The following is a 26,957-nucleotide window of genomic DNA, read 5'->3' as shown; positions in this document are numbered from 1 at the left end:
AGCAGAAGCTTTTGGAAGGGAACACAGGAAAAAAGACAATGGTTATAAATTCAGAAAAAAGGAGACAGAGGGCATATGGCAGCGATTGGCGGATTTTACGGAGGATTCTGGGATACGGGAGAGCAGGAGGCAGTGCTGGGGCAGATATTTCAGGCACAGCAGGATCGGGGTGCTGTATTATCAGGAAAAGCATGGGGAAACCAGACGGGGGTGGCAGCAGGAGGAATGGCACAAAACCATTTATCTGCCAGGAAAGAGCCGGAAGCAAACGAATGCTTCTGGGAATGGCGGAGTCTAGAACGGAGAGCAGCAGTTTTTTTGGACGGGGAATTTTATAATTCCAGGGAACTGCGTACTGAGCTGAAGGCACTGGGAGAAGATCTGGAAACAGATGGGGATGCGGAGCTGGCGGGGCGGATGTATCTCCATTATGGCCCGGAATTTGTAAAACAGCTGAATGGGGTATTTGCCATGGCTGTTGTGGATTTTAACAAAAAAATGGTTTTTCTGTATCGGGATCGGATTGGAGTAAAGCCTTTGTTTTATACCTTCTGGAAAGACCGGCTGTATTTTGCTTCCCGGCTGAAAGGACTTCTTGCCTGTCCGGGAATTCGGCCAGAGGTGGATCGGGAGGGCCTTAACGAGATTTTCAGTATTGGTCCGGCACGGACGCCGGGAAATGGTGTGCTGAAAGGGATTTTTGAATTGGAGCCGGCACGAATGATGATTGCTGCGCCGGATGGATGCAGGCAAATGGAATGGTGGGGGCTGGAAAGCCGTCCTCATGAAGACAGCTATGATACAACCGTGGAAAAGGTGAGGGAACTGGTGATAGATGCAGTCACACGTCAGGCAGTTGCGAAGGAGCCTCTGTGCGCTTTTCTTTCCGGAGGACTGGACAGCAGCCTGGTATCTGCGGTCTGCGTTTCCCTTGCCGAAGAAAAAGGACAGCGTCTGGATACCTTCTCTTTTGATTTTACAGATAATGGGAAATATTTTAAGGCCAATGCTTTTCAGCCCTCCCAGGATCATCCTTATGTAGAGCAGATGGCAGATTTTTTGAATTCCCAACACCACTGTCTGGAGTGCAGCAGCCGTCAGCTGGCAGATTTGCTGGAAGATTCTGTAAGGGCAGCAGATTTGCCTGTGATGGGAGACATTGATTCTTCTTTATTATATTTCTGCCGTCAGACTGCCAGGTATTGCGGGATCGCGATGACAGGGGAGTGTGCCGATGAGATCTTTGGGGGGTATCCCTGGTTTCATAAAAAGGAGATGTTGAATGCAGATACATTCCCCTGGACTAGAGATCTGGATGCAAGAAAGGTTCTTCTGAAAGAGGATTTTCTGCAGGAGCTGGGAATGGAGCAGTATGTAGAAAAACGGTACCGAGAAACCCTGGAACGTGTTCCGCAATGTCCGGAGGAGAGTCCGGAAAAGCTCAGGCAGCGGCAGATGGCATGGCTGAATTTAAAGTGGTTTATGCAGACCCTGCTTAACCGCATGGACCGAACCAGCAGCTCGGCAGGGCTTAGAGCCCGGGTTCCTTTTGCAGATTACCGGATTGTGGAATATCTCTGGAATGTGCCGTGGGAAATGAAGGCAAAAAATGGGGAGGTAAAACATCTTTTGAGGGAAATTGCAAAGGGAATCCTGCCGGAGGAGGTTCGCACAAGAAAAAAGTCTCCTTACCCTAAAACCTATGTGCCGTATTATGAAGAAATTCTGGCTGAGCGGATGAGGGAAATGCTTGAGGATTCAAAACGTCCGGGGGCAGAGCTTTTGGATCGGGAAAAAACCATGCGTTTTCTGCGAAAGCCTTCTGATTATGGAAGACCCTGGTACGGACAGCTGATGGCAGCTCCCCAGATGATGGCATATATGCTTCAGGTGGACTGCTGGCTGCGGGAATATGACATTAAAATCAGAGTGTAAGGGATGTTTAAAAAGAAAAACAATGCTGTAAAGAAAAAATACTTGACACCTGCTGAACTTTCATGTATGATAACCAAGGTGATGTTATGGAAAGCATTATAAAACAGAGTCTCTTGTATGATTTTTATGGAGAGCTTCTGACGGAACACCAGCGGACTGTTTACGAGGATGCAGTGTTTAACGATATGTCTCTCGGAGAGATTGCCGAGGAGCAGGGAATTAGCCGTCAGGGAGTTCATGATTTAATCAAGAGATGCGATAAGATTTTAAGCGGATATGAGGAAAAGCTTCATCTGGTGCAGAAGTTTCAGCAGACGAGACAGATGGTAGAGGATATCCAGGAAAGAACCAGAGCGTTTCATGAGACGAAAGATGAGTCTCTGATTGCGCAGATCGAACAGATTTCCAGCAACATCCTGGAACTGTAGGGCATGGATGCAGTGATGCTGCAGTGTCTGTGCAGATTTTCCACAGGAGGATGATTTATGGCTTTTGAAAGCTTATCTGAAAAGCTGCAGAACGTATTTAAAAATCTGCGGGGCAAGGGCCGTCTCAGCGAAGCGGATGTAAAGACCGCTTTGAAGGAAGTGAAGATGGCGCTTCTGGAAGCGGATGTTAGTTTTAAGGTAGTAAAGCAGTTTATCAGCTCTGTTCAGGAGCGGGCGGTAGGAGAAGAGGTATTAGGTTCTCTTCAGCCGGGACAGATGGTTATCAAGATTGTAAATGAAGAGATGATTCGTCTGATGGGCTCTGAAACAACAGAGATTGCGCTGAAGCCGGGCAATGAGATTTCGGTGATTATGATGGCAGGCCTGCAGGGTGCAGGTAAAACCACCACGACCGCAAAGATTGCCGGAAAGCTGAAGGCAAAGGGAAGAAAGCCCTTGCTGGCAGCCTGTGACGTATATCGTCCGGCAGCAATTCAGCAGCTTCAGATCAACGGTGAAAAACAGGGGGTTCCGGTATTTGCCATGGGTGAAAACCAGAATCCGGTTAATATTGCAAAGGCCGCAGTTGAGCATGCGGTAAAAAATGGCTACAATGTGGTGATTCTTGATACTGCCGGCCGTCTTCATGTAGATGAAAGCATGATGGAGGAGCTGGTAAATATCAAAGCCGCAGTATCCGTGGATCAGACAATTCTGGTGGTAGACGCCATGACTGGTCAGGATGCAGTAAATGTAGCTTCCAATTTCCAGGATAAAGTCGGCATTGACGGTGTGATTCTGACAAAGCTTGATGGTGACACCAGAGGCGGTGCAGCCCTTTCTATTCGGGCGATTACCGGAAAACCGATTTTATATATTGGTATGGGAGAAAAGCTTTCTGACTTAGAGCAGTTTTATCCCGACCGTATGGCTTCCCGTATTCTCGGAATGGGCGACATTCTGACCCTGATTGAGAAGGCGGAGATGGAGCTGGATGAAGAAAAGGCCAGAGAGATGGGTCAGAAGCTGAGAAAAGCAGAGTTTGACTACAATGACTTTCTGGATCAGATGCATCAGATTAAAAAAATGGGCGGTATCGGAAGTATTATGAGTATGATGCCGGGTGTGGGACAGATAAAAGGCGGAATGCCGGAAGTGGACGAAAAGGCCATGGATCGGGTGGAAGCCATTATTCTTTCCATGACCAAGGAAGAGCGGACGAATCCGGGGATTATGAATCCTTCCAGAAAACAGCGGATTGCCCGAGGCGCTGGTGTAGACATCAGTGAGGTGAACCGGCTTGTTAAGCAGTTTGATCAGATGAAAAAGATGATGAAACAGCTTCCCGGTATGATGGGCGGAAAAAAGAGCCGCGGCGGACTGGGTGGAATGCTCGGAAAGTTTAAGATGCCATTCTGATGCGAGTCGACGAGGGCAGCAGAAAGACTGTCCGGGTATTATTTGGTAACAATGCAGACATTCTGTATTTGTTGATATATCAGTTCAATTTAAGGAGGTGAAATGACATGGCAGTAAAGATGAGATTAAAGAGAATGGGTGCTAAGAAGAAACCTTTCTATAGAATCGTTGTTGCAGATTCCAGATCTCCGAGAGATGGCAGATTCATCGAGGAGGTTGGTACTTACGATCCGAACCTGGAGCCGAGCGGCATCAAGTTCAACGAGGAAGTAGCCAAGAAATGGCTGGCAAACGGCGCACAGCCCACTGACAGAGTAGCAAAGCTCTTGAAGACCGCTGGTATTCAGTAATCGACGAGGTGAATAAGCTATGAAGGAATTAGTTGAGGTAATTGCGCGGGCATTGGTTGACAATCCGGATGAGGTGGTTGTTACCGAGACTGAAAAAGAGGGAGGCACCTTCATTGAATTGAAGGTAGCACCTTCTGATATGGGCAAGGTGATTGGCAAACAGGGACGTATTGCAAAAGCAATTCGTTCTGTTGTCAAGGCAGCTGCTTCCAAAGAAGAAAAAAAGGTTGTTGTTGATATTCAATAGCCGGTAAGGGCTGTCGTCGGAGTTTCCAGCGGCAGCTTTTTTCAGTTCATAGGAAATTGCTGTTGATACAGCCTCTCTTCGGCAATAGGTACAGGCTGTTAAAAAAATCAGAGGTGAAAGAGGTAAAAGCATGGATGATATGCTTCGGGTCGGTGTCATTTCTTCCACTCACGGAGTGCGGGGAGAGGTAAAGGTATATCCGACAACAGATGATGCAAACCGTTTTAAAAAACTGAAAACAGTAATTCTTGATTTGGGCCGCGGAGAACAGATAACTTTGAATATTGAAAGTGTAAAGTTCTTCAAAAATATGGTCATTTTAAAATTTAAAGAATTTAATAATATAAATGAGATTGAAAAATACAAGGGCAAAGATCTGCTGATCAAACGGGAACAGGCTGTGAAGCTGGGACCGGATGAGAATTTTATTGTGGATCTGATTGGCCTGAAGGTTATCACTGATGAAGGTGAGAACTTTGGTGTAATGAAGGATGTGCTTCAGACAGGAGCCAACGATGTATATGTGATCGAAGGAAACGATGGAAAAGAGTACCTGTTCCCGGCGATTAAGCAGTGCATTTTAAAGGTGGATCTGGAGGCCGGAGAGATGACGGTGCATATTATGGACGGTCTTTTGGATCTGTAAGAAAAACAGGAGGATAACCATGAATTATCATATCATGACCTTATTTCCCGATATGGTGCTGGACGGACTGAATACCAGCATTATCGGGCGGGCAGTGGACAAGGGCCTTTTGTCTATTGAGGCCGTGAATATCCGGGATTATACAAAAGAAAAACATGGACATGTAGATGACGCGCCCTACGGCGGCGGAGCAGGTATGGTGATGCAGGCGGCTCCTGTGTGTGATGCATATCAGGCACTTTGCGAAAAGCTGGGGAAGCGTCCCCGGGTGCTTTATATGACTCCTCAGGGAAGAGTATTTAATCAGTCCATTGCAGAAGAACTGGCGAAGGAGGATGATCTGGTCTTTCTTTGCGGGCATTATGAGGGAATTGATGAACGGGCTTTGGAGCTGATTGTGACAGATTATCTTTCGGTAGGCGATTATGTGCTGACGGGAGGCGAACTTCCAGCTATGGTGATGATTGACTGCATTTCCCGTCTGGTTCCGGGAGTGTTGAATAATGATGCTTCTGCTGAGATTGAATCCTTTCATGATAATCTCTTAGAGTATCCTCAATATACCCGGCCGGAGATTTATGAGGGAATGCGGGTGCCAGAGGTGCTTCTTTCCGGGCATCATAAAAATATTGAGACATGGCGTCGTCAGCAGTCCATTAAGAGAACTCTGGAGCGGCGGCCGGATCTGCTGGAGGGAGCCAATCTTTCCAAAAAGGAGAAGCTGTATTTGGAAGAGTTATTGGAAGAAATTCGGCAGTCAAAGGAAGAAGAATAATAGGAAACAGTATTAGAGAACTTCTATTGAGCTAAGGCAGAATAGAGGTTCTTTTATTATTTACAAAATTTCATATCCTGCAAAAAGCAGAAAAAACGGTAATGAAAATTTAAAAAAATGTTATGGAAAGATCAAAGTCAGACCAAAACGGCTATGATAAAATATAGTTTATTACATGGGAACGTTCTGTAAATTTAGAAAAGGGGGAACTTCGATGAAAGAGGATACAGGAATGAGGGATTTTTCTTATCGGGAAAAAGCCATGCAGAGAAATCAGGAGCTGTTTCATCTTCGAGAGCAGGCAGCTATGCTGGAGCATGCAAGAAACAGGCTGGATCAGCTGGTATTCCAGCAGCAGGAGCTTCGGGAAAAAGCCAGACAGTTGGATGCTTTGCGGGTTAAGGAGAGTAATGACGTAGATAAGCTTCAGGGCCGCAGTTTGTATCATCTGTTTTACCGGGTATCGGGGAGCCTGGAGGAGCGGTTGGAACGGGAAAAAGCAGAGGCATATACGGCGGCAGTGAAGTATGATGCGGCTAGACAGGAGCTAGAGGCGGTGGAGCGGGATCTGTGCACGGCCAGACAGGAGGTTAGTCGTCTTTCGCGGTGTGAAGAGCGGTTTAAGCACCTTTTAAAAGAAAAGCAGGAAGAAATGAGGATTTCCGGAACAGCGGATGGGGAACAGATTCTTCAAATGGAAGAGGAGCTGGCTGCGATGAGACAGCAACAGCGGGAACTTCAGGAAGCTGTAACAGCAGGAAATACAGCTCTTTTTACAGCAGGCAGAATTCTGGACAGCTTATCCAGTGCGGGAAACTGGGGTACCTGGGATATGCTTGGAGGAGGAATGCTGACAACCTTGGCTAAGCACGAGCATATGGATCGGGCGCAGGAGGGAATTGAACGTTTTCAGGTAGAATTGCGAAGATTTCAGACGGAGCTTTCAGATGTTCAGATTCCTCAGGAACATCTGGAGGTAAGCTCGGACGGATTTTTAAAGTTTGCCGATTTGTTTTTTGATGGAATTTTTATTGACTGGGCGGTGCAGGATCAGATTAACCGGGCACAAAATCAGATGACAGCGATTAAAATGAGACTCCAGAATATACTCCAGCAGTTAAAGTGTCGCCAGGAAAATCTGGAAACAGATATGGAAAGAAAAAAAGCTGAGATAGAGGAGAAGGTTTTTCAGGCGCCTGTATCGTAAGCAGAAAGACGAGGAATGGAAATGAGGCCATTATTTGAAAGGGTTCACTACAGTATCTGTTCAGAGAAAATTCCACCGGAATTTTATGGTGTCCGTATGGTACATTTATCCGATCTTCACGGAGCCTGGTTCGGAAAGAACCACAATGTGATGATAAAGGCTATAGAAGGCTTCCAGCCAGATATGGTGCTTATGACAGGGGATATGGCTGACAGCGGCAGAGAGGGAATGGAAAGCTGTCCTTTCTCCAGATTTGCGTCTGTTTCCGCCGTATTCCAGAGGACATTTTATTGAGCAGGGACAGCAACTGATTGTAAGCAGTGGGTTGGGAAACCGTTTTTTAAAGCGTATCTGCAATCCGCCCCAGCTGGTGGAGCTTGTCTTGGAAGGAGAAGGCTCCAGGTGGAGCAAAAGAGGAGAGAAAGCCTGAAAAAACTGCCGGAAACCGCAGAAAACCGTTAAATTTATGCTTGCATTTTATAAAATCCTATGATATGATTAGGAAGTTGTGACGAATAAAAAGAGATGGTCCTCTGTTGCCTTGAAAGCATTATAGAACATCAAACATATTGAAGGAGGTTCACACAAATGAACGAAATTATTAAGAACATTGAAGCAGCACAGTTAAAGGCTTCCGTACCGGAGTTTGCAGTAGGTGATACCGTTAAGGTCTACAACAAGATCAAAGAGGGTAACCGCGAGAGAATTCAGGTATTTGAGGGAACCGTTATTAAGAGACAGAACGGCGGCGCAAGAGAGACCTTCACCGTTCGTAAGAACTCCAACGGTATCGGCGTTGAGAAGACCTGGCCTGTACATTCCCCGTTTGTAGACAACATCGAGGTTGTAAGAAGAGGTAAAGTAAGACGTGCAAAACTGAACTACTTAAGAGACAGAGTAGGTAAGGCTGCTAAGGTTAAAGAGTTAGTAAAATAATTGCGTGAATGAGGGGACAATGAAAATTGTCCCTTTGTTTTGTTTCTGGATAAATGGTAACTGTCAGGACTGAATAGTTACGATAAATGATAAAAAGCAGGAAGGATGTTACGCGTGGAATTTTATCAGGGAGATGAACGGAACCTGGTGCGGAGACTGTCGTCCTGGGTTGTGGATATTGCAGTGGCCCTGGCCTTTGCCTGGTTTTGCCTGAACTGTTTTGGAACGCGGGTTACGGTAATTGGACAATCGATGCAGCCGCTGCTGAATTCAGATGATGTTGTTCTGGTAAACAGTCTGGTTTATGATTTTGGCAAGCCGGATCGGATGGATGTAGTAGTATTTGAGCGGGAAGACAAAAAACTGTATGTCAAGCGGGTGATTGGAGTTCCCGGTGATGTTGTTCAGATTCAGGACGGTACGGTCTATGTAAATGAACAGCCGATTCAGGAAGAAGGGCTGGGGCATGTTTCTCTGGCTGGTCTGGCAGAAAAGCCGATAGAGCTGGGGGACGGCGAATATTTTCTTCTTGGTGATAATCGCGACAGCAGCGAAGACAGCCGTTTTGCCAATGTAGGCAATGTGAAAGAGGAGCAGATTCTTGGAAAGGTCTGGCTTAGACTGTTTCCTTTGATTGATATGAATCTGATTCCTTCGCCTTAGAAAATTGCGGATAAAAAATTTTTTGGAAAAGAGAAAACGGCAGAACAGAACTGAGAAAAAGAACGATAGACAAAAATAATAAAAATCGAGGAAGAGGAGGTATTTATTTGAATATACAGTGGTATCCTGGGCACATGACAAAAGCGAAGCGTGCCATGAAGGAAGATATAAAACTGATTGATCTGATTATTGAGCTGGTGGATGCCAGAGTACCTCTGGCAAGCCGGAATCCGGATATTGATGAGCTGGGCAAGGGAAAAGCCCGGCTGATTTTGCTGAATAAATCCGATCTTGCCAGTGAAAAGCAGAATGAGGCATGGACAGCCTGGTTTAAGAAAAAAGGATTTTTTGTGGTAAAGGTAAATGCCAGAAGCGGAGCAGGATTAAAGCAGATCACCGGAGTTGTTCAGGAGGCCTGTAAAGAAAAAATTGAGCGGGATCGCCGCAGGGGAATTCTGAATCGTCCTGTGCGGGCTATGGTTGTGGGAATCCCGAATGTGGGAAAATCTACCTTTATTAATTCCTTTGCAGGAAAGGCCTGCACGAAAACGGGAAATAAGCCTGGTGTAACCAAGGGAAACCAGTGGATTCGTTTAAATAAGACCCTGGAGCTTTTGGATACTCCAGGAATTCTCTGGCCCCGGTTTGAGGATCAGAGAGTAGGGCTTTTGCTTGCCTTTATCGGCTCGATTAATGATGAGATTTTAAATAAGGACGAGCTGGCTATGGAACTGATTCGTTTTTTGGAAACCTATTATCCGCAGATTTTACCTCAGCGGTATTTGCCGGATGAGGATAAGGAGGTTTCTTCTGGAAGCCGGACAGAGCTGGAATGGCTTTCTCAGATTGCAAAGGTGAGAGGCTGTCTGTTAAAGGGCGGAGAACCGGATTACGGAAAGGCAGCAGCGATTGTAATTGACGATTTTAGGAGCGGACGGCTGGGAAGGATTACGCTGGAATTTCCCCCAGAGGAAATGGAGGAGTCATGCGAAAACTGACGGAAGAAAAACTCCAGGCGGAACGGGAACGTCTGGCAGCTATGAGGGAATATGAAGATACCTATGCAGCCTGCAGTGGGATCTGCGGTATCGATGAGGCCGGACGCGGTCCTCTTGCGGGGCCGGTGGTGGCCGGAGCAGTAATCCTTCCGAAAGACTGTGAAATTCTGTTTTTAAATGACTCAAAAAAGCTGTCAGAGAAAAAACGGGAGGAGCTGTTTGTTGAAATTCAGGAAAAGGCTATTGCCTGGAATGTAGGCATTGTAGGGCCGGATGTGATTGATGAAATCAATATTCTTCAGGCAACCTACGAAGCTATGCGTCAGGCTATAGCCGGTCTTTCTGTACAGCCAGAGCTTTTGCTGAATGATGCTGTGACGATTCCAGGTGTGGAAATTCAGCAGATCCCGATTGTTAAAGGGGACGCAAAAAGTGTGTCCATAGCAGCAGCCAGTATTATGGCAAAGGTAACCAGGGATCATATGATGGATGAGTATGATGCGCTGTTTCCGGAATATGGCTTTAAAAAGCATAAAGGATATGGAACTGCGGCACACAGAGCGGCAATTCTGGAATATGGCCCCAGTCCCATTCACAGAAGGAGCTTTTTAAAGAAGCTTCTGAAGCAGGAAGATTGACAGGGCCTGGGATGAATACAGAAAATAAGCGCCATACCGGACAGCATTATGAGAAGATGGCCGCAGACTACCTGCAGAAGGCAGGACTAAAGCTGCTCAAACAGAATTTTTACTGCCGTCAGGGAGAAATTGATCTGATTTTAAGGGATGGTCCGATGCTTGTTTTCGTGGAGGTAAAATACCGTTCCAGCCGGACAATGGGAGATCCGGCTGAGGCAGTGACACCGTCCAAACAGCGTCGTATCCGCAGCACTGCTCAATATTATCTGTACAGCTGCGGATATGGAGAGGAGACAAGGTGCAGATTTGATGTGATCTGTATTCTTGGAGATCAGATATCCTGGATTCGGGATGCGTTTTAATAAAATCGGGAGACGGAGGTTTACTGCTATGGTGTCATGGAAACGGAAGCAGGCGAAAGAACAATTAAATATAAAAGAAAAAAATGGTGTTGTCTGGCTGTCTTTTCCTGCTTTAGAGGAAAGCGGTCTGGTAAGCCATAGCTTTTCTACCCGTATAGGCGGTGTCAGCAAAGGTGTTTTTTCTTCTATGAACTTTTCTTTTACCAGAGGAGACGAGCCGGAGCATGTGATGGAGAATTACCGCCGCATGGCAGAAATTCTTGGGACGGCGCCGGAAAAAATGGTTCTGTCCTATCAGACCCATACTACTCATGTGAGAAAGGTGACGGAAGAGGACGAGGGAAAAGGGATTGTCCGGCCGCGGGATTATCAGGATGTAGACGGCCTTATCACTAATGTTCTGGGAATTACTCTGGTTACCTTTTATGCAGACTGTGTTCCTCTGTATCTGCTGGATCCGGTTCACCGGGCTATTGGCTTGTCTCATTCCGGATGGAGAGGAACGGTAAACAGAATGGGAAAGAAAACTCTGGATGCTATGAGAGAGAGCTATGGCACCAATCCAGAGGATGTAATTGCCTGTATTGGCCCAAGCATTTGCCAGGACTGCTTTGAAGTAGGCGGTGAGGTTGTGGAGGAATTCCGGAAGGCATTTGACGAGTCCTGGCATGACAGGCTTTTCTATCAGAAAGACAATGAAAAGTATCAGCTGGATTTGTGGCTGGCCAATGAGATTATTTTTGCGGAGGCAGGTGTGAAACAGGAGAATATTCATACAACGGATATCTGCACCCACTGTAATCCGGAGCTTTTGTTCTCTCACCGGACAACGGGAAATGAACGAGGCAATCTGGCGGCGTTTTTGGGGCTGAAGGAAGAAAAATAAGAAAATATGGTTATGCCGGAGGCAGAGTGCTTCCGGCATTTTTCTATTATAGATTTGAACTGACGGATGCTCAGGCGGCGATGCTTTTATCCCTGCAGGGAAATCTTCGTATCAGCCAGATTGTGAATCCTTTGAAAGGATGTGTGATGGAGCTGCCTCTTCGGCTTTTGCACCAGCTGAAAAGAGAAAGTTATTGACATATGCCGGAAATAGAGGTATACTCCAAATAGTTAATGACATATGCCATAAATAAATTTATATAACAGAACAGCGACAGGGAATACAGGGAGGCTCATATGCCAAGACCAAAGAAATGCAGAAAAGTATGTCAGATGCCTCAGATTCGGGAGTTTTTTCCGGCAGGCAGCAGTTCCTGTGATTTTGCCGTAATTCTTACGGTGGACGAATACGAGGCGATCCGTCTGATTGACCGGCAGGGATTTTCTCAGGAGGAGTGCAGCAGCTATATGCAGGTTGCAAGGACTACCGTTCAGATGATCTACAATTCTGCCAGACAGAAGCTGGCAGAGGCGCTGGTAGACGGGCGGCCGCTGAAAATTGAAGGCGGTGATTATCAGCTTTGTGACGGAAAAGAAGATTTCTGCGGCTGCGGAGGCTGCAGGAGACACCGCAGCCGCTGTGAACAAAGGTTGTTTAAGGAGGTTGAAGGAATGAAAATAGCAGTTCCCCTGGATGAGAATCAACAGGATGTGTGCGTTGTTTTAGCTCGCGCGCCGTATTTTTTGTTTCGGGAAAATGGAATAGATGTTATTGAAGAAAATCCGGCAGCTCAGGCGCAGGGAGGGGCAGGGATTCAGGCTGCCCAGTTTCTGGTAGACAATCAGGTGACCGATCTGATTACCGTCCGCTGTGGACAGAATGCTGCTGATGTTTTTCACGAAGCAGGTATGAAAATTTATAAATCCGCAAACAAGGCCGCTGCGGAGGATTTAGCTGCGCTGGAGGAGGGAAGGCTTGAGGAGCTGACTCAGTTTCATGGCGGCTTCCACGGTGTACAGTGAAGATTGCCTGTTTAAGCGGAAAGGGCGGAGCAGGGAAAACTCTGACTGCAGTGAATCTTGCAGCAGTGGCAGAGCGGGCAGTTTATATTGACTGTGATGTGGAGGAGCCCAATGGGCGTCTGTTTTTTCAGCCCGGCCAGGTGACCTCCTCACAGGTAAGCACGCTTCTTCCTGTTTTTGATGCCGAAAGATGTACTGGATGTAAAAAGTGCGTACAGTTCTGTCGGTTTCACGCTCTGATGTATATCAAAGAAAAACCGATGGTTTTTTCCGAGGTCTGTCACAGCTGCGGCGGCTGCAGTCTGGTTTGTCCGGAAAATGCCATTACAGAAAGAGAAAAGCCAGTTGGTATTCTGGAAATCGGAACAGCAAAAAATGTTCGGGTAGTAACTGGAATTTTAAATCCGGGGGAAGCCTCGGGAATTCCGATTATTCGAGAGGCGCTGAAGCTGGCGGACGGATTTACCGTTTTAGACTGTCCTCCAGGCAGCGCCTGCAGTGTGATGGAATGTGTCATGGATGCGGATTTCTGTGTTCTTGTGGCAGAGCCAACCGCTTTTGGATTTCATAATTTCCAGATGGTTTATGAGCTGGTTTCTCTTCTTGGAAAGCCCTGCGGCGTTGTGATTAACAAACAGGATGCTCCTTATGAACCGCTGGAACAGTTCTGTCGGGAGCAGGGACTTCCGATTCTTGCCAGAATCCCTTACGATTCCCATCTTGCAGCTCTGGCAGCGACAGGACAAATTGTTTCTAGCCACAGTCTGGAGATGAACCATTTGTTTTCTGAGCTTCTTGAGCAGATTCAGCAGATGGGAGGTGTATCATGAAGCGGCTTTTGATATTAAGCGGAAAGGGCGGTACAGGAAAAACTACGACAGCGGCAGCTCTGATTCGTTTTTCTCAGACGAGGGCAATTGCGGACTGTGATGTGGATGCCCCCAACCTTCATCTGGTAGCAGAGCGGAGAGGAAAGCCTGAGGTGACTTCCTTTCTGGGAGGAGATAAAGCAGTGATTGATCCGAAAAAATGCACTGGCTGCGGAACCTGCCAGTCCCACTGCCGTTTTTCTGCCCTGATTCCCTGTGAAGGCAGGTTTCGGGTAAATGAATATGCCTGTGAAGGCTGCGGCGTCTGTTCTTATGTATGTCCTTCAGGGGCAGTAACTCTGGAAAAGGATGTGGCGGGAAGAAAAGAGCTGTATCTGGAGGATGGTGTGTTTTCCACAGCCGCTTTGAAAATGGGGCGTGGAAATTCGGGGAAGCTGGTTACTGAGGTGAAAATGGCGATGCTGAAGCATGCTCCGGAAACAGAGCTTGCTGTGATAGACGGCTCTCCAGGAATTGGATGCCCAGTCATTGCCTCTATCAGCGGTATGGATCTGGTTCTGGTAGTGGCAGAACCAAGTTTTTCTGGAATCAGTGATTTAAAGAGGCTGGTAAAAACAGCCGAAAATTTGCAGGCAAAGCTGGCAGTCTGTGTCAATAAGTGGGATGTAAGCCCAGAGCATACAGAGGAGATCAGGCAGTTCTGTCAGGAAGAGCAGATTCCGTTTGTCGGACAGATCCCATATGATAAGTCTGCTTCTGAGGCGATCAATATGGGAAAAACCCTTGCAGATATCGACTGTCCAGCCAGAAATGCGCTGCAGGAGATCTATCAAAATGTTATCAAACTGTAACTGTTCAGGACGGAGTATCCACTGGAATCGTTACAGCAAATTTATTAAATATAAAGGAGTAAGGAATATGAAAATTGCAGTAGCAGCTATGGGAAACAGTGTAGCAGGACATTTTGGACATTGTGAGAACTTTATCTTTTTTGACACAGAGGATGGAAAGATTATTTCTGAAAATTCTGTCCCCAATCCTGGTCATCGTCCAGGCTTTTTGCCGAATTTCCTGGCAGACAATGGGGCTCAGGTGATTATTTCCGGCGGTATGGGCGGCGGCGCAGTGGATATTTTCAATGAACGCGGCGTAGAAGTAATTGTAGGTGTTCAGGGAGATGCAAGAGCAGCTGTAGAGACTTATTTAAAGGGTGAGCTGATTTCTACTGGCTCTATCTGCCATAACCATGAGCATGCAGATGAGTGCGGTGGACATCACTAATTTAAAAGCGCATTCTATAATATAAAAATGCTCTGGTTTCATAAAATGGATGTTATTTTTGTGAAAAGTGTATACATTTCTTCTTAAATTTCCGCAAAAGAGGATATTTTTCCTTTTGCAGTTTTGTGCTATAATTCAGAACAAGAGATGCAGTTGACGGAAAACTGCAAAGGAAAGGAGATTTTATGAGAAAAAATCTTTTCACACGCAGCAAGGCAGGCCGCAGAATGATCACAGCCCTGCTGGCAGCAGCAGCGATGACTGTGGCAGTACCGCTTTGTGCTTATGCAGAGTCTGCACCGCCGGTTGGAACTATTTCAGATGCAGCTGACGGATACTGGCTGCAGCGCCCAGACGGGAACTGGACCTTTACTTATTTTGACGGAAATCTTGCAACCTCCTGCTGGCAGCTGGTGCACTGGGGAGGGGTAGATTCCTGGTACTATTTTGATGCGAACAGCAATATGGCGAGCGGTTGGCTGCAGCTGGATGATCAGGTGTTTTATCTGCATTCCGCAGCAGATGGAACCAGAGGCCATATGTATACGGGATGGCATCAGATTGAAGGGAAATGGTACTATTTCCATGAGGTTTCTGACGGAACCAGAGGTCATTTGCTTACAAATACCACAACACCGGATGGATATCAGGTAGGCGCAGACGGCGCATGGATTCCGTCCTAAACAGGCAGATGAATAAACACGGGCCGGGGGATATGCCCCCGGCTTTTGTGATCCAGCATAGAATTTTGAAGTAGAATGGGGAAGGTGGCAAAAATGAAGTATGATTTTGATCAGGTGATTGACCGCAGTACCAATCGTTCATCTAAATACGATGAACGAATGAAAAAATTCGGAACCATGGATGTAATTCCTCTTTGGGTAGCGGATATGGATTTTAAAACGGCACAGCCTATTATTGATGCTTTGAAGAAAAAGGCAGAAGAAGGCATCTGGGGCTATACCTCCCGTCCAGACAGTTATTTTAAGGCAATCTGCTCTTGGCAGGAGCGGCGGAATGGATGGACGATTGAGCCGAAGCTTGCAAGCTGGAGCTTGGGCGTGGTTCCTGCTCTTGCAGGAATTATGCAGGTGTTCACCAAGCCCGGAGACAAGATTTTAATTCAGACTCCAGTGTATTCAGAATTTTACGATATTACTGAGGCTTTGGGACGTCAGGTTTTGGAAAATCAGCTGGTGGAGCAGGATGGAGTATGGTCCATTGACTTTGAAGACTTTGAGAAAAAGGCAGAAGAGGCAAAGGTGTTCCTTCTGTGCAGTCCGCATAATCCCTTGGGAATTGTATGGACCAGGGAACAGCTGAAGAAAATGGCAGATATCTGTATTGCCAATGATGTACTTCTGGTGTCCGATGAGATCCATTCTGATTTGATTTTTCACGGAAAAAAGCATACGCCTACAGCCATTGTTTCAGAGGAAATCGGAAAAAAGGTAATCAGCTGCATTTCTGGAACGAAAACTTTTAATCTGGCTGGCCTTCAGGCATCTACAACCGTGTTTCCAGATCTGGAAATGAAACAAGCGTTTGATCAGTTCTGGGCTGCTATGGACATTCATCGCAATAATGCCTTCAGTTCTGTGGCGATGGAGGTAGCTTTTCAAGAAGGAGAGGAGTGGTTAGAACAGCTGCTGGTGTATCTGGATGGAAACTTTGAATTTATCCGCAATTACTGTCAGGAGCATATTCCGCAGATCAAACCTAATATTCCAGATGCTACCTATTTGGTGTGGCTGGACTGCAGAAAGCTGGGGCTTAATAATGAGGAACTTCGGAAGTTTATGATTGAAAAGGCAGGACTTGGTCTTAACGAGGGAGATACCTTTGGGAGAAGCTTAAGCGGCTATATGCGGTTAAATGCAGCATGTCCCCGTTCGGTATTGGAAAAGGCAATGAGGCAGCTGGAAAAGGCGGTGAAGGGGCTGGAACGCCAGACCGCGTAAAGTCTATTGACAAACGAGGATAGTTGTCCTATGATTTTCATAAAAGTTTATGTTAGAGCAAGGAGGAATTGCTTATGTTGGCACCGGGAACCAAAGCGCCGGAGTTTACGCTGTCTGACAAGGATGGAAATCAGGTAAGTCTGTCTGATTTTGCAGGCAGAAAGACCGTCGTGTATTTTTATCCGAAGGACAGTACTCCGGGATGTACCAGACAGGCGTGCGCTTTTGCAGACGCTTATGACAAATTCAGAGAACTGGGAGTCGCTGTAATAGGAATCAGCAAAGACAGCGTAAAATCTCACAGCAACTTTGCGGCCAAGTATCAGCTTCCCTTTCTTCTTTTATCAGATCCGGAGCTTACGGCAATTCAGGCTTATGATGTCTGGAAAGAAAAAAAGCTGTATGGAAAGGTATCTATGGGAGTTGTGCGCAGTACCTATCTTATTGATGAAAACGGAATCATTGAAAAGGCAATGGAAAAGGTAAAGCCAGATACGAATGCTGCAGATATTCTGGCTTATTTGGAAGAGCAGAAAACGATCACAACTTTTTAGTTGTGATAACAACAACTGCTTGACTTGCATGTATTTCTGTGCTAGAATTTCAGAAATGGCTGAGCGAGCCATTAGTCAAGGGGGACATCGTATTTATTTACGTTGTCCTTTTTTATGTCATAGGAAAGTGTGTCCTATGACATAAAAACGCTCCGCGAGGATCGCCATGCGTCGGAAGAGAATTTTGTCGCAGAAGCGACCCGCCGCAGGCGGAGAAGCTCGCGAGCGAGCTTCTTTTTTATTTCACAAAAAAACGAGGAGGAATTGATTATGATGAAAAAGGCGTTAGCACTTACTATGGCAGCTGTAATGGCAGCATCCATGACCGCATGTGGTGGAAACACAAAGGAAACCACAGCAGCAGAGACGAAGGCAGCTGATACTACCGCGGCTGATACCACAGCGGCAGATACGGCTGCAGCAGACACAGAAGCTGCAGACGGTAAGGTTTACAAAATTGCAACAGATACAACCTTTGCACCCTTTGAGTTTGAGAATGATAAGGGGGAGATGGTTGGTATTGACCTGGATATTCTGAAGGCGATTGCTGATGATCAGGGCTTTGAATATGAGCTGGTTGTAGCAGGTTTCTCTGCCGCATGTACCGGTATGGAGGCAGGAGAGTATGATGCAGTGATTGCCGGCATGTCTATTACAGATGAAAGAAAAGAAAAGTATGATTTCTCTGAGCCCTACTACGATTCCGGCGTTGGTATGGCAGTTAATGCAGATTCCGATATCGCATCTTATGAGGATCTGAAGGATAAAACAGTAGCAGCAAAGATCGGTACTGAGGGCTGCTCCTTTGCAGAGTCTATTGCAGAGCAGTATGGCTTTACCATCAACCAGTTTGAGGATTCCTCCAGTATGTATCAGGACGTTTTAGCCGGCAACTCCGTAGCCTGCTTTGAGGACTACCCGGTACTGGGCTATGAGATTTCCAGAGGCGTTGCCTTTAAGCTTCCGCTTCCTATGGAAAACGGCAATTCTTACGGCTTTGCTGTTATGAAGGGTCAGAATACAGAGTTGGTAGAGATGTTCAACGCTGGTCTTAAGAATATCAAGGACAGTGGCAAATACGATGAGATTTTAAATACTTATATCTCTAAATAATGACAAATAAGGTGATGATGAAATGGCTGTAATAGACGTACTGATTAAATATTTTCCGTCCTTTAACGTTGCACTGGGCGAAACCCTGAAGCTTACGGCAGTATCTTTATTTTTTGCTACGATACTGGGTGTAATCTTCGGCTTGTTTAAAGTTTCCGGCATAAAGCCTTTAAAGGTAATTGCCAATATTTACATTGACATTATCCGCGGTACCCCTCTGATGGTTCAGACTATGATTATTTTCTATGGTCTCAGCCAGGTGCTGCGTCCTTATGGCTTTAGCTGGGGCGCCATTGGTGGGAATTTTACGGCAGGCGCCGTGACTTTAAGTCTCAATGCAGGCGCATATATGGCAGAGATTATCCGTGGCGGTATTGAAGCCATTGACAAAGGGCAGATGGAAGCGGCCCGCAGTCTGGGACTTCCTTATGGAAAGGCTATGAGCAAGATCATTCTTCCCCAGGCATTCCGCACCATGATGCCCTCAATCATCAATCAGTTTATTATTTCCATGAAGGATACCTCCTTGATTTCTATAATCGGAATCCGGGAGCTGACTCAGAACGGTAAGATTATTGCCGCCAACTCGGCTTCTCTGGTTATGGCTATCTGGGTGGCAGTTGCCCTGTATTACCTAGTGATCTGCACCATCCTTTCCAGGATTGCAGTGATAGTAGAAAGGAAGGTATCTTATGGAAAACAGTAAAATTTCCGTTACGCATTTAAAAAAGAATTTTGGAAAGCTGGAGGTTTTAAAGGGAATCAGCCTGGAGGTGAAGGAGGGAGAGGTTGTCTGCCTCATTGGTCCTTCTGGTTCTGGAAAGAGTACCTTTCTGCGGTGCTTAAACCGCCTGGAAAAGATTACAGCAGGCGAGGTAATCGTAGACGGCCATCCCATCTCAGATCCGAATGTGAATATTAATAAGGTTCGGGAAAACATCGGTATGGTATTCCAGCATTTTAATCTGTTTCCCCATCTGACTGTTTTGGATAACATTACGCTGGCTCCTACTGAGCTAAAGATTATGGATAAGAAGGCAGCAGAGGAAAAGGCCAGAGATCTTCTTTCCCGGGTAGGGCTGGCAGATAAAGCGGATGCTTATCCGGCTCAGCTTTCCGGCGGACAGAAGCAGAGGGTAGCTATTGCACGTTCTCTGGCAATGAATCCGGATATTATGCTGTTTGACGAGCCAACCAGCGCCCTTGACCCGGAAATGGTGGGAGAGGTGCTGGAGGTTATGAAACAGCTGGCAGCAGAGGGAATGACCATGGTTGTTGTAACCCATGAGATGGGCTTTGCCAGAGAGGTTGCCGATCGGGTAATCTTCATGGACGGTGGTTATATTGTGGAGGAAGGAACTCCAGAGGAAATTTTTTCTCATCCAAAGGAAGAGAGAACCATCAGCTTCTTAAATAAAGTTTTATAATCAAAAAACCTGCGTGATCCGATATCTTTCGGATTCCGCAGGTTTTTTCTGTTACAGGAAAGTGCTGTGACGGAACAGGGAATTTTTATAAAATAAAACATATGTTCGAACTTTTTTTAAAGGAAGGCTTGCAATTTGCCTGACATTTTGTTTATAATAGCATGGGATTACAGGAAATAATGGAGGAATATCATGGCAAAGACACAATATAATGCAGACAGTATTACCGTGCTGGAAGGATTGGAGGCAGTCCGCAAGCGGCCCGGCATGTATATCGGAGGCGTAGGCACCAAGGGACTGAACCATCTGATCTATGAGATCGTAGATAATGCGGTGGATGAGCACCTGGCCGGATACTGCAGCCAGATCTGGGTAACGCTGGAGGCGGACGGTTCCTGCACCGTAAGGGACAGTGGTCGTGGCATTCCTGTTGAAATGCATAAAAAGGGTGTATCTGCAGAGCGAATTGTTCTTTCTACGCTTCATGCAGGAGGTAAATTTGACAATGACGCCTACAAAACCAGCGGAGGACTTCATGGCGTAGGTTCTTCTGTGGTGAACGCTTTATCTGCCCGGATGGATGTGAAGGTTTATAAAAACGGTTATATTCATCACGATGCCTATGAAAGGGGGATTCCGGTAATTTCCCTGGAAAATGGCCTTCTTCCTACTCTGGGAAGGACAAAGGAGACTGGAACAGAGATTAATTTTCTTCCGGACGGAGAAATTTTTGAAAAGACACGGTTTAAGGCAGACTGGCTGAAAAGCCGTCTTCACGAGACTTCTTATCTGAACCCCGGACTGACTATTTTCTATGCCAACCGCAGGCCAGGAGAAGAGGAGGAGGTTGTTTATCATGAGCCGGAAGGAATTATTTCTTATGTAAAGGAAATCAACAACGGAAAAAATGCCGTTCATGAGCCAATTTATTTTAAAAGTGAGATTGATAAGATTGAAGTGGAGGTTGCGATTCAGTTTGTAGATACCTTTGAAGAAAATATTCTGGGCTTTTGCAACAATATTTTTACCCAGGAGGGCGGTACCCATCTGGTTGGTTTTAAAACAAGATTTACTCAGCTGATCAATTCCTATGCCAGGGAGCTGGGCATCCTGAAGGAAAAGGATCCCAACTTTACCGGCGCAGATACCAGAAATGGAATGACAGCCATTGTGGCAGTGAAGCATCCGGATCCGATTTTCGAGGGACAGACGAAGACCAAGCTGGCCAGCGCCGATGCGACAAAGGCGGTTTTTACGGTTACGGGAGATTTGCTGCAGCACTATTTTGACCGGAATGTAGAGGTCTTAAAATCGGTGATTGCCTGTGCTGAAAAATCTGCGAAAATTCGGAAGGCAGAGGAAAAGGCAAAGACTAATATGCTGACCAAGTCCAGATTTTCGTTTGACAGCAATGGAAAGCTGGCTAACTGTGAAAGCCGGGATGCGGAGAAGTGTGAAATTTTTATTGTTGAGGGAGATTCTGCAGGCGGCTCTGCCAAGACAGCCAGAAACAGAATGTATCAGGCTATTCTTCCTATCCGTGGAAAGATCCTGAACGTGGAGAAGGCTTCTATGGACAAGGTGCTTGCAAATGCGGAGATTAAAACCATGATCAATGCCTTTGGCTGCGGTTTTTCCGAGGGCTACGGCAATGATTTTGATATTTCCAGACTTCGGTATCATAAAATTATTCTGATGACGGATGCGGATGTGGACGGCAGCCACATTGACACCCTTCTTTTGACCTTTTTATACCGTTTTATGCCGGAGCTGATTTATAATGGCCATGTGTTTATTGCCATGCCGCCGCTCTATAAGGTGATTCCTTCCAGAGGGCAGGAGCAGTATCTTTATGATGACAAGGAACTGGAGCGTTACCGGAAAACACACACAGGAGAGTTCCGCCTGCAGCGGTACAAGGGTCTTGGTGAGATGGATCCAGAGCAGCTTTGGGAGACAACCCTGGATCCGGAGCACCGGGTTCTGAAACGGGTGGAGATTGAGGATGCCCGCATGGCTTCAGAGGTAACGGAAATGCTTATGGGCAGTGACGTTCCCCCCAGACGGAAATTTATTTACGACCACGCAGAAGAAGCGGAAATTGACGCATAAGAAGGAGAAGGATCATGGCGGAAAAAATATTAACAACAGAATTTTCAGAGGAAATGCAGCGCAGCTATCTGAATTACTCCATGAGTGTCATTACTGCGCGGGCCATTCCTGATGCCCGGGACGGCTTAAAGCCGGTTCAGCGCCGGGTTCTTTATGATATGAGTGAGCTGAAGCTGGGGCATGATAAACCACACCGGAAATCGGCCCGTATTGTAGGCGATACCATGGGTAAATATCATCCTCACGGCGACAGTTCCATTTATGATACACTGGTTGTCATGTCGCAGGCATTTAAAAAGGGTATGGCCCTGGTAGACGGACACGGAAATTTCGGTTCCATTGAGGGAGACGGTGCAGCAGCCATGCGTTATACAGAGGCGCGGCTTCAGAAATTTGCAGAAGAGGTTTACCTGAAGGATCTGGACAAGACCGTAAATTTTGTTCCCAACTACGATGAGTCGGAAAAGGAGCCGGAGGTTCTTCCGGTGCGGGTCCCCAACCTTTTGATCAATGGTTCTGAGGGAATTGCCGTAGGAATGAGCACCAGCATTCCGCCTCACAATTTGGGCGAGGTGGTAGAGCTGGTTCAGGCTTATATTGATCAGCCGCAAATGGATGTTGCTCAGATGATGGAATATCTTCCCGGCCCGGATTTTCCTACCGGGGGTATTATTGCAAACAAAAAGGATCTGAAGGAAATTTATGAAACAGGTGTCGGAAAAATCAAGCTCCGCGGAAAAATTGAAGTAGAGCTTGGGCGGAGAAAGGCAGATCGTGATAAGTTAGTCATCAGCGAAATTCCCTATACTATGATTGGCGCGGGCATTAACAAATTTCTGATGGACGTGGCCGATTTGGTGGAAAGTAAGAAGCTGACAGATGTGGTAGATATTTCCAACCAGTCCAGCAAAGAAGGAATCCGCATTGTTCTGGAGCTGAAAAAGGATGCGGACATTGACAAAATTAAAAACATCCTTTATAAAAAAACGAAGCTGGAAGATACCTTTGGCGTCAATATGCTGGCGATTGCCCATGGACGACCGGAGACTCTGAATTTGAAAGGGATTCTGGATCATTACCTGGAGTTCCAGTATGAGAATACGACCCGCAAATACCAGGCTCTTCTGGATAAGGAGCTGGAGCGGAAGGAGATTCGGGAAGGACTGATTCAGGCCTGTAATGTGATTGACCTGATCATTGCCATTTTAAGGGGATCCAAAAATCTGAAGGATGCGAAGGCATGTCTGATGTATGGAGACATATCCAGAATTCAGTTTAAGCACCCCGGCTTTGAAGAGGACGCCAAACAGCTCCATTTTACAGAGAAGCAGGCGGCAGCCATTCTGGAAATGCGGCTTTACAAGCTGATTGGCCTGGAAATCATGGCGCTGGAGAAGGAATATAAGGAATGCCTGAAGAAAATTGCCCGGTATGAGAAGATTTTGAAAAGCCGCGATGCCATGAATCAGGTGATTCAGGAGGATCTGAAACAAATTAAGGAAGAGTTTGCTGTTTCCCGCCGCACAGTGATTGAAGACGGCAAAGAAGCTGTTTATGAGGAGGCGCCGATGGAGGTGCAGGAGGTTGTGTTTGTTATGGATCGGTTTGGCTACTGCAAGCTCCTGGATCGGCAGACTTATGAGCGAAATCAGGAAACGGTAGATCAGGAGTACAAGCACAGGATTCCCTGTCTGAATACAGATAAGATCTGTATTTTTACCAACACAGGAAGTCTTCACCAGGTAAAGGTTATGGAAATTCCTTTCGGCAAGCTTCGTGACAAGGGCACGCCGATTGATAACGTAAGCAAATATGACGGAAGCAGGGAGGAGATTGTATTTCTTACCTGTTTTGGCCGTCTGACAGGACAGATGCTTCTGTTTGCTACCAGAATGGGTATGATGAAGCAGGTGCCTGCTGAGGAATTTATCACAAATAACCGGACGGTAGTGGCGACCAAGCTTCAGGAAGGAGATCAGGTAGCTGTGATCCGGGTAGTTGGAACAGAAACAGATCTGGTTCTTCAGACGACGGGAGATGTGTTCCTGCGGTTTTCTATGGAGGAGATTCCGGAGATGAAGAAGGCTTCCCGCGGTGTGCGGGGCATTCGTATGAGCGAGGGTGAGGCGCTGGAGGAGATTTATTTTGTCAGCCAGAATCCGGTGATTACTTATAAAAAGAAAGAGGTTCATTTAAACCGCCTGAAAATAGCAAAGCGGGATGGAAAAGGAAGCAAGGTAAGACTGTAAGCAGATATGAAAGAAAGTCTTTGTATGGCGAACAACTGTGTTTAGGAAAGAGAGTATGTCCTTGCAGTGAAGACAAATGTATTTTTCTCGCGAATTCCTCTTGATTTTTTTCTGAAATAGGAGTAGTATAGGTCACATGTTTTTACCGTGGTTTCCGAACAGGCCATAAGAAACAGCCGGCGCATCCGGGGACTGCAATATGAGGAGAATAAGGAGTGTACAATTATGGAAAAGAAGTTAAAAGTCGGTGTATTAGGCGCTACTGGTATGGTAGGCCAGAGATTTATTTCCCTGTTGGAGAATCATCCGTGGTATGAGGTAGTCACGGTTGCAGCCAGCCCCCGATCTGCCGGAAAGACCTACGAGGAGGCAGTAGGCGGACGCTGGAAAATGACGACTCCTATGCCTGAGGCAGTAAAGAAGCTGGTTGTTATGAATGTCAACGAGGTAGAGAAGGTAGCTGCCAGCGTAGATTTTGTATTCAGCGCCGTTGATATGTCAAAAGATGAGATTAAGGCTATTGAGGAGGCATATGCAAAGACAGAGACTCCCGTTGTTTCCAATAACAGCGCACACCGCTGGACTCCAGATGTTCCCATGGTTGTTCCGGAGGTTAACCCGGAGCATTTCCAGGTGATTGAATTCCAGAAAAAACGTCTGGGTACCACCAGAGGCTTCATTGCAGTAAAACCCAACTGCTCCATTCAGAGCTATGCACCTGCTTTGACAGCATGGAAGGAGTTTGAACCCTATGAAGTGGTAGCTACAACCTACCAGGCAATTTCCGGCGCAGGAAAGACCTTCCAGGACTGGCCGGAGATGGAGGGAAATATCATCCCCTACATTGGCGGCGAGGAAGAAAAGAGCGAGCAGGAGCCTCTGAGAATCTGGGGTAAGATTGAGGACGGCGTAATTGTCAAGGCTGCTGAGCCGGTGATTACCTGCCAGTGCATCCGTGTTCCTGTATTAAACGGACATACAGCTGCCGTATTTGTAAAATTCCGTAAAAAGCCAACCAAAGAGGAGCTGATTGATCGTCTGGTAAGCTTTAAGGGACTTCCTCAGGAATTAGAGCTGCCCAGCGCACCGAAGCAGTTTATTCAGTATCTGGAGGAGGACAACCGTCCCCAGGTATCTCTGGATGTAGATTTTGAAAACGGAATGGGAATTTCTGTAGGCCGTCTGAGAGAGGATACGGTTTATGACTATAAGTTCGTCGGCCTGTCTCATAATACTGTCCGCGGCGCAGCCGGCGGAGCAGTTCTCTGTGCAGAGCTTCTGACTGCTCAGGGATATATTGCAGCAAAATAAAATAAAAAATGCGGACTCTTTGGAGTCCGTTTTTCTTTTGATCATAGAAAGTGCGTCCTGTGATACAAAAACGCGCCACAGGGATGCGCACTGCGCGCCAGAGAAAATGGCTGCTAACGCAGCCGCGTTTCAGCACGGTAATGTGCCGAGGAACATTTTTTGTGCAGATGGAAACTGCCGCCAGCATTTTTGGACTGGCGGCAGAAATCAGGGATATGTTTGATTGTCAGTAAAGAATCATTGAGGCATGGATTATTCTGCATCAAAATGATAAATGGTAGTGGTTTTGTATTCCTCGCCTGCTTTTACAATGGGAGAAGCAAACTGGGGTTTATTGACAGCATCCGGGAAATACTGAGTTTCGAAGCAGTATCCGTACCGTGGATCGTAAAGGACTCCTCCCTTTCCAATCTGTCCCTTCAGGCCGTTTGCTGTATAGAACTGAACGCCAGGAAGATCCGTATACACATCCATGGTTCGTCCGCTTGCCTCATCCACGGCTCTGGCAGAAAGTGCCAGCTCGCCGGGGGCATGGTTCAGAACCCAGTTATGATCGTAGCCGCCGGCATTTTTTAAGGGTTCATAATCTGCGTCAATCTCATCGCCAATGGTTTTTAATTCTGTAAAATCCATGGGAGTTCCCTTGACAGGCTCCAGAACTCCGGTGGGAATGGATTCTGCATCTGGAATAGTATATGTATCTGCATCAATCCATACCTTCTGTGTCAGAACGCTTCCAGCATCGTGACCGGCCAGATTGAAGTAAGCGTGGTTTGTAAAATTGGCGATGGTATCCGCGTCGGAAACCATCAGATAATCCAGACGGAGACTGTTGTCCGGAGTCAGAGTATAGCTGACGGCAATATTGGCATTGCCGGGATAGTTCTGATCTCCGTCAGGGCTGAACAGGGAAAAGGTAATTCTGGTACCAAGACCGGTTTCCTCTACATCAGCATCCCAGAGACGGCTTCTGTAAAAGTCCGGGCCGCTGTGGAGATTGTTTTTGCTTCCGGAATTTATCACAAGGGCATAGGTAATGCCATTTAAAGTAAAGGCTGCGCCTCCGATTCGGTTTGCATTGCGGCCCACAATTTCTCCCAGATGACCGCTTTTTGTCAGAATATCTTCTACGGAATCGTACCCTAACAATACGTCTGCCAGTTTTCCGTTCCGATCCGGAACCTTCATCTCCAGCCAGATGCCGCCCAGATCTGTAAATGCGGCAGATACGCCATTTTCATTGGTCAGCGTATATTTGCTGACTGCTGCTCCGTTTTCCAGAGTGCCGAATGCTTCTTTTTTCCATGCCATAATCGTTTCTGTCCTTTCGTTTTATGAAATGATAGCTGTTTGGGACTGCCCAACTCTCCCGACAAAATAGCAGGAAGAGAAGACGGCGGTTCCGATTTACTTAGAATTATAGCACAAAGAATGGCAGGAAAAAAGTGAAAGATATGCTTTCTTTCAGGACTGCTATATTTTGACAAAACACACAGAAGATGCCAGTGTATTATTCTGTTTCGTACATATACTAGGAACGTAACAAAAAACAAACCGGTCGTGAGGCAGGAAAAGAACGCAAGTGTTCGCCTGTCCCATGACAGGCG

Annotated in this window: 30 protein-coding genes; 29 read left to right on the top strand and 1 reads right to left on the bottom strand. The window is 46.5% G+C overall.

Going from position 1 to position 26,957, the window contains the following annotated elements; translation table 11 throughout:
- Positions 1 to 75 precede the first annotated feature (75 nt).
- The 29 genes from asnB to asd all read left to right on the top strand — a co-directional run bounded on the left by asnB (position 76) and on the right by asd (position 25,350).
- A complete protein-coding gene (gene asnB / locus ACESON_RS12840) occupies positions 76 to 1,935 on the top strand; it encodes an asparagine synthase (glutamine-hydrolyzing) (RefSeq protein WP_373110279.1) in 1,860 nt (619 codons plus the stop codon).
- An 86-nt stretch (positions 1,936 to 2,021) separates the two neighbouring features.
- Entirely contained in the window at positions 2,022 to 2,363 is a 342-nt protein-coding gene (ylxM, locus tag ACESON_RS12835) for a YlxM family DNA-binding protein (protein WP_177958297.1), read from the top strand.
- A 57-nt stretch (positions 2,364 to 2,420) separates the two neighbouring features.
- Positions 2,421 to 3,782, top strand: coding sequence for a signal recognition particle protein (gene ffh / locus ACESON_RS12830; protein ID WP_373110277.1), 1,362 nt, complete (start codon positions 2,421 to 2,423; stop codon positions 3,780 to 3,782).
- Between the two features lie 107 nt (positions 3,783 to 3,889).
- Entirely contained in the window at positions 3,890 to 4,132 is a 243-nt protein-coding gene (gene rpsP / locus ACESON_RS12825; RefSeq protein WP_177958299.1) for a 30S ribosomal protein S16, read from the top strand.
- Between the two features lie 19 nt (positions 4,133 to 4,151).
- Complete coding sequence (locus tag ACESON_RS12820; RefSeq protein ID WP_177958300.1) at positions 4,152 to 4,379, top strand: KH domain-containing protein; 228 nt, start codon at positions 4,152 to 4,154, stop codon at positions 4,377 to 4,379.
- Between the two features lie 130 nt (positions 4,380 to 4,509).
- Positions 4,510 to 5,025 carry a ribosome maturation factor RimM gene (rimM, locus tag ACESON_RS12815; protein WP_177958301.1) on the top strand — a complete coding sequence of 172 codons (516 nt, stop codon included), beginning with the start codon at positions 4,510 to 4,512 and terminating at the stop codon, positions 5,023 to 5,025.
- Positions 5,026 to 5,044: 19 nt separating this feature from the next.
- Positions 5,045 to 5,800, top strand: coding sequence for a tRNA (guanosine(37)-N1)-methyltransferase TrmD (trmD, locus tag ACESON_RS12810; RefSeq protein WP_177958302.1), 756 nt, complete (start codon positions 5,045 to 5,047; stop codon positions 5,798 to 5,800).
- Positions 5,801 to 6,014: 214 nt separating this feature from the next.
- Positions 6,015 to 7,007, top strand: a complete 993-nt coding sequence (locus ACESON_RS12805; RefSeq protein WP_177958303.1) for a hypothetical protein — start codon at positions 6,015 to 6,017, stop codon at positions 7,005 to 7,007.
- A gap of 21 nt (positions 7,008 to 7,028) precedes the next feature.
- A complete protein-coding gene (locus ACESON_RS12800; protein WP_373110273.1) occupies positions 7,029 to 7,301 on the top strand; it encodes a hypothetical protein in 273 nt (90 codons plus the stop codon).
- Between the two features lie 294 nt (positions 7,302 to 7,595).
- On the top strand, positions 7,596 to 7,943 hold the full coding sequence (gene rplS / locus ACESON_RS12795; protein ID WP_177958305.1) for a 50S ribosomal protein L19: 348 nt from the start codon (positions 7,596 to 7,598) through the stop codon (positions 7,941 to 7,943).
- A gap of 114 nt (positions 7,944 to 8,057) precedes the next feature.
- Positions 8,058 to 8,606 (top strand): signal peptidase I, encoded by a 549-nt coding sequence (lepB, locus tag ACESON_RS12790; protein ID WP_177958306.1) that lies wholly within the window; start codon positions 8,058 to 8,060, stop codon positions 8,604 to 8,606.
- A 107-nt stretch (positions 8,607 to 8,713) separates the two neighbouring features.
- Positions 8,714 to 9,604, top strand: coding sequence for a ribosome biogenesis GTPase YlqF (gene ylqF / locus ACESON_RS12785; protein WP_373110271.1), 891 nt, complete (start codon positions 8,714 to 8,716; stop codon positions 9,602 to 9,604).
- Positions 9,592 to 10,242, top strand: a complete 651-nt coding sequence (locus ACESON_RS12780; protein WP_177958308.1) for a ribonuclease HII — start codon at positions 9,592 to 9,594, stop codon at positions 10,240 to 10,242. The genes ylqF and ACESON_RS12780 overlap by 13 nt, the downstream gene beginning before the upstream one ends.
- Before the next feature lie 11 nt (positions 10,243 to 10,253).
- The gene (locus ACESON_RS12775) at positions 10,254 to 10,604 is read left to right on the top strand and encodes a YraN family protein (protein WP_177958309.1); all 351 of its coding nucleotides are present in this window, start codon (positions 10,254 to 10,256) and stop codon (positions 10,602 to 10,604) included.
- Positions 10,605 to 10,632: 28 nt separating this feature from the next.
- Positions 10,633 to 11,490 carry a peptidoglycan editing factor PgeF gene (gene pgeF, locus ACESON_RS12770; RefSeq protein WP_373110269.1) on the top strand — a complete coding sequence of 286 codons (858 nt, stop codon included), beginning with the start codon at positions 10,633 to 10,635 and terminating at the stop codon, positions 11,488 to 11,490.
- A 26-nt stretch (positions 11,491 to 11,516) separates the two neighbouring features.
- The gene (locus ACESON_RS12765) at positions 11,517 to 11,687 is read left to right on the top strand and encodes a hypothetical protein (RefSeq protein ID WP_373110267.1); all 171 of its coding nucleotides are present in this window, start codon (positions 11,517 to 11,519) and stop codon (positions 11,685 to 11,687) included.
- 99 nt (positions 11,688 to 11,786) lie between these two features.
- Positions 11,787 to 12,512: a DUF134 domain-containing protein gene (locus ACESON_RS12760; protein WP_373110265.1), complete on the top strand. Its 726-nt coding sequence runs from the start codon at positions 11,787 to 11,789 to the stop codon at positions 12,510 to 12,512.
- Positions 12,509 to 13,342: a 4Fe-4S binding protein gene (locus tag ACESON_RS12755; RefSeq protein WP_177958312.1), complete on the top strand. Its 834-nt coding sequence runs from the start codon at positions 12,509 to 12,511 to the stop codon at positions 13,340 to 13,342. The genes ACESON_RS12760 and ACESON_RS12755 overlap by 4 nt, the downstream gene beginning before the upstream one ends.
- Positions 13,339 to 14,193 carry a 4Fe-4S binding protein gene (locus ACESON_RS12750; RefSeq protein WP_373110264.1) on the top strand — a complete coding sequence of 285 codons (855 nt, stop codon included), beginning with the start codon at positions 13,339 to 13,341 and terminating at the stop codon, positions 14,191 to 14,193. Before ACESON_RS12755 ends, ACESON_RS12750 begins: the two co-directional genes overlap by 4 nt.
- A gap of 67 nt (positions 14,194 to 14,260) precedes the next feature.
- The gene (locus tag ACESON_RS12745) at positions 14,261 to 14,623 is read left to right on the top strand and encodes a NifB/NifX family molybdenum-iron cluster-binding protein (protein WP_177958314.1); all 363 of its coding nucleotides are present in this window, start codon (positions 14,261 to 14,263) and stop codon (positions 14,621 to 14,623) included.
- Between the two features lie 185 nt (positions 14,624 to 14,808).
- Entirely contained in the window at positions 14,809 to 15,306 is a 498-nt protein-coding gene (locus tag ACESON_RS12740) for a hypothetical protein (RefSeq protein WP_373110261.1), read from the top strand.
- Positions 15,307 to 15,399: 93 nt separating this feature from the next.
- Positions 15,400 to 16,584, top strand: a complete 1,185-nt coding sequence (locus ACESON_RS12735) for a MalY/PatB family protein (RefSeq protein ID WP_373110260.1) — start codon at positions 15,400 to 15,402, stop codon at positions 16,582 to 16,584.
- A 74-nt stretch (positions 16,585 to 16,658) separates the two neighbouring features.
- Positions 16,659 to 17,138, top strand: coding sequence for a thioredoxin-dependent thiol peroxidase (gene bcp, locus ACESON_RS12730; RefSeq protein WP_373110258.1), 480 nt, complete (start codon positions 16,659 to 16,661; stop codon positions 17,136 to 17,138).
- A 273-nt stretch (positions 17,139 to 17,411) separates the two neighbouring features.
- Complete coding sequence (locus ACESON_RS12725; protein WP_177959645.1) at positions 17,412 to 18,251, top strand: transporter substrate-binding domain-containing protein; 840 nt, start codon at positions 17,412 to 17,414, stop codon at positions 18,249 to 18,251.
- A gap of 22 nt (positions 18,252 to 18,273) precedes the next feature.
- The gene (locus ACESON_RS12720; protein WP_177959624.1) at positions 18,274 to 18,957 is read left to right on the top strand and encodes an ABC transporter permease subunit; all 684 of its coding nucleotides are present in this window, start codon (positions 18,274 to 18,276) and stop codon (positions 18,955 to 18,957) included.
- A complete protein-coding gene (locus tag ACESON_RS12715) occupies positions 18,944 to 19,678 on the top strand; it encodes an ATP-binding cassette domain-containing protein (protein ID WP_177959625.1) in 735 nt (244 codons plus the stop codon). Before ACESON_RS12720 ends, ACESON_RS12715 begins: the two co-directional genes overlap by 14 nt.
- 192 nt (positions 19,679 to 19,870) lie before the next feature.
- Positions 19,871 to 21,790 (top strand): type IIA DNA topoisomerase subunit B, encoded by a 1,920-nt coding sequence (locus ACESON_RS12710; protein ID WP_373110256.1) that lies wholly within the window; start codon positions 19,871 to 19,873, stop codon positions 21,788 to 21,790.
- 14 nt (positions 21,791 to 21,804) lie between these two features.
- Positions 21,805 to 24,039: a DNA topoisomerase (ATP-hydrolyzing) subunit A gene (locus ACESON_RS12705; RefSeq protein ID WP_373110254.1), complete on the top strand. Its 2,235-nt coding sequence runs from the start codon at positions 21,805 to 21,807 to the stop codon at positions 24,037 to 24,039.
- Positions 24,040 to 24,264: 225 nt separating this feature from the next.
- Positions 24,265 to 25,350, top strand: coding sequence for an aspartate-semialdehyde dehydrogenase (asd, locus tag ACESON_RS12700; RefSeq protein WP_177959628.1), 1,086 nt, complete (start codon positions 24,265 to 24,267; stop codon positions 25,348 to 25,350).
- A 252-nt stretch (positions 25,351 to 25,602) separates the two neighbouring features.
- On the opposite strand, the gene ACESON_RS12695 is transcribed toward asd, so the two are convergent.
- Entirely contained in the window at positions 25,603 to 26,661 is a 1,059-nt protein-coding gene (locus ACESON_RS12695) for an aldose epimerase family protein (protein WP_373110253.1), read from the bottom strand.
- Positions 26,662 to 26,957: the final 296 nt, after the last annotated feature.

It is taken from the genome of Lachnoclostridium sp. Marseille-P6806, from assembly GCF_964238185.1.
Lineage (GTDB): Bacteria > Bacillota > Clostridia > Lachnospirales > Lachnospiraceae > Brotaphodocola.
This window is presented reverse-complemented; position numbering and strand designations above follow the sequence as displayed.